This window comes from Nitrospira sp. BLG_2 (assembly GCF_049222245.1).
Genome location: NZ_JBLYIG010000239.1, coordinates 1 through 2156, shown reverse-complemented (window position 1 = coordinate 2156; position 2156 = coordinate 1). Strand labels below are relative to the sequence as shown.

The 2156-nt window shown below is 55.0% G+C and carries 3 protein-coding genes; 2 read left to right on the top strand and 1 reads right to left on the bottom strand.

Features of this window, described 5'->3' with window-relative positions:
* Positions 1–217, top strand: a 217-nt coding sequence (locus ACOSYY_RS06650) for a YcbK family protein (RefSeq protein WP_421661483.1), incomplete at its 5' end; no start/stop codon positions are given.
* A 254-nt stretch (positions 218–471) separates the two neighbouring features.
* On the opposite strand, the gene ACOSYY_RS06645 is transcribed toward ACOSYY_RS06650, so the two are convergent.
* The gene (locus ACOSYY_RS06645; RefSeq protein ID WP_421661482.1) at positions 472–630 is read right to left on the bottom strand and encodes an alpha amylase C-terminal domain-containing protein; all 159 of its coding nucleotides are present in this window, start codon (positions 628–630) and stop codon (positions 472–474) included.
* A 121-nt stretch (positions 631–751) separates the two neighbouring features.
* On the opposite strand from ACOSYY_RS06645, the gene ACOSYY_RS06640 reads away from it, so the two are divergent.
* On the top strand, positions 752–2092 hold the full coding sequence (locus ACOSYY_RS06640) for an ArsB/NhaD family transporter (protein WP_421661481.1): 1341 nt from the start codon (positions 752–754) through the stop codon (positions 2090–2092).
* Positions 2093–2156 lie beyond the last annotated feature (64 nt).

Below are 2156 nucleotides of genomic sequence, written 5' to 3'. Positions count from 1 at the left end.
CCGGTCTCCCGAGTACAATGCCATGTTGGTTCGGACAGACCGACGTGTCGCCAGGAACAGTTTACATATGCAAGGGCAGGCGATCGATCTTTTGATTCCCGGTGTCCCTCCGAAAAAGCTTCGCCAAGCGGCGCTCGAACTACAATACGGAGGAGTCGGCTTCTACAAACGTTCGAGTTACGTGCATTTGGATTCCGGCCCTTTCCGCTATTGGTAACACTCTCTCCGCGCTCTACTCCACTTTCAGAGTTATCAGAGGACAATCTGTTTCATGTGAAACCGGGATAGTCCCTGTCTCGAACGGGTACTATGATCCGCCGGTCGGCTGTCGTTTCAAGCAAATGACAGCCAGGGAGAGAGAGTGAGTGCCAATGAGTAGGACAGACCGCGACTTGTAGCGCAGCGGCATGAACACTGCCGCCATTCCCAATGTTGCTGCCGCCAGAGGCGATGCCGTCGGTATGATCAGTTCTAATACCAGCCGGGTCCCGGAACTTCGATGCGATAGTGGCGACGAGGGACCGACGTGCAGTTGCACAGGCAGACGATGGTCGCTTGCGTGCTGTTTGCCTTTCGAAGGTACGCCATGACGGAGTTGTCGGCGTCGCTGAAATCGATCCACTGATCCATCCCAATCAAAGTCCACCTCTGGCCATTCAGAAAGACGACTCTGATTGCATTGTCGCGAGCTGCCCCGGATAATGCGGTGGCTTTATAAGATAATCGCCTCTAGGTGATTCTGAGGACATACATGTCGTCTCTGACCGTGGCTCTTTTGATTTTCGGCGTGTGCTATGTGCTCATCATGACCGAGCGGCTCCACAAGACGATTGTGGCCATGTTCGGAGCGGCGCTGATGATCAGCTTCGGCGTGGTGTCGCAAGAGGAGGCATTTTATTCTCATGAATTCGGGGTGGACTACAACGTCGTTTTCTTGCTGATCGGCATGATGGTGATCATCAACATTGTGCGGGAGACCGGTCTCTTTGAGGTCTTGGCCATTTGGGCGGCGCAGCGAGCCGATGCAAGACCCTTCCGATTACTCGTGCTGTTAGCTATTTTAACCGCGGTATTGTCCGCCATGCTCGATAACGTCACCACCGTTCTACTCATGGCCCCGGTCACCCTCGCGATCACCAAGCGATTAGAGCTGAACCCTGTCACATTTCTGATAACGGAGGCGCTGGCTTCCAATATCGGAGGCACCGCCACGCTCGTCGGGGATCCTCCCAATATCATGATTGCCAGCAAAGCGGAGCTCAGCTATCTCGACTTTTTGATCGTTCTGGGGCCGATTATCGTCATCATCATGGTGGTGTTTTTGACGGTTCTATGGCTGATCTTTGGACGAACAATGACGGTGGCGCCACATCTGCGGGAGGCTGTCCTCTCCTTGAGTTCGCGAGAGGCGGTGCCGGACGAGGCATTCTTGCGTCGGTGTCTATTTCTCTTGGCTGCGGTCAATGTGGGATTCTGTCTCCACTCGCTTATCCATCTTGAGCCGGCCACGATTGCGCTGCTGGGGGCGAGTCTGTTCATGGTAATCGGGCATGCGAGACGTAAGCCGGAAGATGCCGAGGAATTGACGTACTTGGCTGAAGTGGAGTGGAAGACCATCTTCTTTTTCATCGGATTATTTGTTCTGGTGGGAGGATTGGTCAAAGTCGGCGTGATCCGGTATCTGGCCGATCAACTCGTGACGGTGACCAGGGGCAATCTTACCGGGTCCACAATGGCCGTGTTGTGGGGATCGGCGATCCTGTCTGCAGTGGTGGATAATATTCCCTATGTCGCAGCGATGAATCCTCTGATCGTCGATCTTGCCCGGTCGCTCCATCCGGAGATGACCGACTATGTCGCCTTGGTCCATCAACCGGACATCATTCCGCTCTGGTGGGCATTGGCCTTGGGCGCGTGCTTAGGCGGGAACGGCACGATCATCGGCGCGAGCGCCAACGTCGTGATCGTCGATATCGCGCGTAAAGCCGGCTATCGGATGACCTTTTGGCAGTTCTTTAAGTTCGGATTTCCCGTCATGGCCGGGTCGGTGGCACTCAGCGCGGTCTATCTCTGGCTCGTGTTTCTGCGCTGACAAGGATGCTGAAAAAAGTTGCCGCAGGCTTCTCGCGGGACGGTTGAATGTTCCCGCAGTCTGC